This is a genomic window from bacterium (genome assembly GCA_035703895.1).
GTDB lineage: Bacteria > Sysuimicrobiota > Sysuimicrobiia > Sysuimicrobiales > Segetimicrobiaceae > Segetimicrobium.
In genome coordinates, this window is the sequence record DASSXJ010000244.1 from 1 (window position 1) to 3,738 (window position 3,738).

A 3,738-nucleotide genomic window follows, 5' to 3' on the forward strand; every position below is an offset into this window, starting at 1 on the left:
GGTTCGATTCCCGCCGCCTCCACCATGCACCCCGCCGCACCCAACTGCCTTGACCCGGTACAGTGACGAGGATGTCGCCTCGGATCTTCGCCTAGCGCAGCTTAGGAATCACGTCAGTCGCGACCCGCTCAAGGACCGAGAACTGCTCGGGGCGCGGCTGATCGATGATGAACTCGTTGATCCCGACCGCGCTGTACCGGCCAACGATCTCTTGGAACGCAGACACGGTCGACCATGGATCGGGCAACCGCTGACTCGCCATCTGACTTGCCCATCCGTAGAACGACCGCCAGATCGTCTGGGGATCCCGCCCGATCACCGCGCACTGCTCGTCCAGAATCCGGTTGCGCTTGCGAATCTCCTCCACGGTGCCAAACGAGTTCCAGGCGTCTGCGTACTCGGCACAGATCCGAAGCATTCGCGGTCCGTGGGCCCCGAGCGTCAGCGGCGGGCGTGGCTTCTGCACGGGCCGCGGCCGAACATAAGCTCCCTGAAGCTGGTAGTATTTGCCGGCGAAGGTCGTGGTCTCGTTGCGGAAGAGGCTGTCGAGCACCTGTACCGCCTCGCGGAAGCGAACAACCAGCGCGTCGCGCGGCGGAAAGGGGATGCCGAATCGCTCATGTTCGGGGACGAACCATCCGGCCCCGAAGCCCATCTCGAGCCGGCCGTTCGAAATGTGGTCGACAGTGACCGCCTCTTGGGCGAGTAGGCCGGGGTGGCGGAATGTGTTGCAGCTCACGAGGACGCCGACGCGGATTCGCTCCGTGCGCGCCGCCAGGGCGGCAAGCAGCGTCCATCCCTCGTAGTACGGTCCCGTTGGGTTGCTCGGCTGGTTCAGGTGGTCGCAGTCCCAGACGCTGTCGAAGCCGAGGCGCTCGAAGTACTGCCAGCGTTCGACGAGCGTGGGCCAAGGCAGGTTCTGGTCCGTGCAGATGCCGAAGCGCATCCTGCGGGGGGCCATGCTGACCTCCGAGCGGTATGTAACGCATTGGCCAGAATTCCGTGTTGGTTCCTGCACTCCTTCCATAGTGGAAACTCAAAGGGTATCTCGGCGGTTCGAATTCTTTGCCTCCGGGTCTCCTGGCCGAATGCCCGTGAAGATGCCCACGAGCCACACAGCTCGCCATTCTTCCTCTGCGCTCAGCAGGAACCGCCGAATCTCGGCCGGCGTCCAGAGGGGGAGAGGGGCCTCGGTCGCCGAAGGCTGGGAGTAGCTGATGCTTGAGGAGCTCCCGGTAGCGCTTTGCGGTCGACGCCCGCACCCGCACGAGGTGCTTGGCCTCCCACTCTTCGATAACGTGAGAATCTACGAGATCAAACCAGCGGGTCCGGTGCCGCAGGAAAACCCCATTGTGAGAAATGGTTGAGGGTGTCCGCCGGGCGCCCCGATCACGGCGACCGCGGCCCAAGATCAAAACGGGCGAAGGCACTTCACACCTGACGCTATCGGAGGCATTCGTCTCCGTCTGGCGCCAAGTCTTGGTCGAAGGGCAGTCAGAGATCACGCTGGGCCGGCGCCGGTTTCCAGTAGATTTCACGCGGCGCAAGCAACTCCGGAGCGTGGCGTTCACGCACCGTCGACTTCGATTCTTCGGCATCGAGCAGAACCCCGATACCGGATCCCGCTGGGCGGCGATGGCGCGAAAGGGGAACCCGGTCATGCAATTCAGGTACGACGGCCGCTACGTCGCGAACGTCAGCGAGGGCAAAGTATTTCGCTATCCGGCGTGGCGGGCGCTCAAACTCCCTGAATAGATCACACCAACGGGTGGTTGTTCGTATGTTGGCGTGTCAAGTTTCCTTGACAGGATGGACGATCCGCGCTTGTGCTCGAGCCAACAATTGCCGCGGAGGCACCTACCCGGCTCCAGGGCTATGGTTCAGGTGACGGGGAATGTGCAAATTGCAACATGTAATAGCGACCGCTCTGAAGTCTTAGAACGAGCTCCGCTCAATTAGGGGGCAAGTAACTTTCGTCAATGGCGCAGGACGAAATCGCGTTCGGGCATCAGGAGCGCGTAGTGAGGATGAATACCCTTGGACTTCCGATCGAAGTCCCTCAATGCGCTCAAGGCCTCGCCGGGAGAATCAACGATGTGGTACACTTTTTCCTCCTCCGGGCGGATATGCATATTCCTCTCGATGGAGTCGACGATATCCTTCCAGAAGTCCCCAAACATGATCAGCGGCTTGTGGTGACCGTAATAAATTCGCGCCAGCCCCCAGGCCATCCCCCACTCCGAGATTGTGCCTGTCCCCCCATTGAAGCAGATGAACGCGTCGCCGAGGGCGATCAACTTCAGCGTTCGCTCAAGGTAGGTCCCCGTCTTGATCTCCTGATCCAGATAGCTCGATGCTCCCTTGCCGGCTTCGAACTTCGTTGCCAGCATGGGATAAAAGGTCACGCCAATCGTCTTTCCGCCTCCCTCTTTTGCCCCCCTGGCAGCAGCCTCCATTTCGCCCCCGAAACCACCGGACACGATGGTGAGACGGTGCCTCGCCAACAGACACGCCACCTCACGGGCGGCCTCATAGACTGTGTCTCCCAGGCGCGACTCTGACCACCCGAAAACGGTGACGGAGCGAAAATGTTTGAACCGCTGCGAACGGCTCATCCGTGGATCCCTACCTCTCCACGATCTCTCCCTCGCTACCCCTGTTTCACTGCACATCCGTCCACCCGCGCGAAGTCGATGAAGCCCTGCTCCACGTTCGTGCCGACCAATTCCACGCTTACCCGATCGCCGACGTCGAGACCCTGGAACCCACGCACCACTCTGCCCTCGACCGGAGGGCGGACAATGCGCACCCAGGTGCCCTTCCCGGAGGCGCCGGTGACGATCCCTTCAAACCGCTCGCCGACCCGGCGTTCCAAGAGCAGCGCGGCGGCCGATTTCTGCACCCGCCGCTCCACCTTCTTGGCGTTGTCCTCCTGCTCGGTACAATGCCGTGCGAGGACCTGCAATTCGTCTATGCTATAGGGAGCAGGACCACCCGCCATGGCGGCCTTGAGGAGGCGCTGCGTCACCAGGTCCGGAAAGCGTCGGTTCGGGGCGGTCGAGTGGGTGTACGCGGTGATGGCGAGCGCGAAGTGTCTTTCCATTTGCTGGCCGGGAACGTCGACCAGGTACTCGCCCGATCCCAGCAACTTGATGACGCTCAGCGACAGGTCCGGAAATCCCAACGGATCGGCCTGCCGCCGCCTGGCGAGGAAGGCTTCGAGCGCCGCCGCATCGGGGGCTCCTGGCAGGTGTTCTCCGACCCCCGCCGCCAGCTCGACGATCCGATCCCAGCGCTCGGGAGCATGCAGGACGCGGCGGAACGCCGGAAAACCTCTGGCTTCGAGATAGCGCGCTGTCACCCCATTCGCCGCGATCATGAGGTCCTCGATCAGCGCTTCGGCTCGATTCTGTTGCACCGGTTGTAGATCGGTGAGCACGTCGCCGTCGAATACGGCTTGCGATTCAATAGTCTGGAGCGTCAGCGCGCCGTGGTGGAACCGCCACGCCCTCAGCGTCTGCGCGCCCCGGTCCTGCAGGCGGAGCTGGTCCGCCAGCCCAGGGACGACCGCAACCCGCGGAGGCATCGGTCCCTGCCCCGCGAGCCACGCCGCTACGGCGTTGTACGCGAGCTTGCCATGGTTGACCACTGTGGCCCGATACAGATCCGACCCCACCACGGTGCCGTCCGAGTCGGTCACCATCTCGATGACGATGGCCAGTCGCTCCTGGCCCTCTC

Annotated in this window: 4 protein-coding genes; 1 reads left to right on the forward strand and 3 read right to left on the reverse strand. The window is 62.8% G+C overall.

The window, feature by feature from the left end; genetic code table 11:
* Positions 1 to 91: 91 nt before the first annotated feature.
* On the reverse strand, positions 92 to 961 hold the full coding sequence (locus VFP86_16290; protein HET9001198.1) for an LLM class flavin-dependent oxidoreductase: 870 nt from the start codon (positions 959 to 961) through the stop codon (positions 92 to 94).
* Between the two features lie 518 nt (positions 962 to 1,479).
* Here VFP86_16290 and VFP86_16295 point away from each other — a divergent pair.
* Complete coding sequence (locus VFP86_16295; protein HET9001199.1) at positions 1,480 to 1,755, forward strand: hypothetical protein; 276 nt, start codon at positions 1,480 to 1,482, stop codon at positions 1,753 to 1,755.
* A gap of 221 nt (positions 1,756 to 1,976) precedes the next feature.
* Here VFP86_16295 and VFP86_16300 read toward each other — a convergent pair whose 3' ends face one another.
* Entirely contained in the window at positions 1,977 to 2,672 is a 696-nt protein-coding gene (locus tag VFP86_16300) for an LOG family protein (protein ID HET9001200.1), read from the reverse strand.
* Positions 2,651 to 3,738: RNB domain-containing ribonuclease (locus VFP86_16305; protein ID HET9001201.1), on the reverse strand; the 1,088-nt coding region annotated here is incomplete at its 5' end. The genes VFP86_16300 and VFP86_16305, both read right to left, overlap by 22 nt.

Bases quoted from the DNA above. Each gene is read 5' to 3' on its own strand.
- VFP86_16300 (HET9001200.1), bottom strand. From the start codon at position 2,672: ATGTGCAGTGAAACAGGGGTAGCGAGGGAGAGATCGTGGAGAGGTAGG.
- VFP86_16290 (HET9001198.1), bottom strand. From the start codon at position 961: ATGGCCCCCCGCAGGATGCGCTTCGGCATCTGCACGGACCAGAACCTG.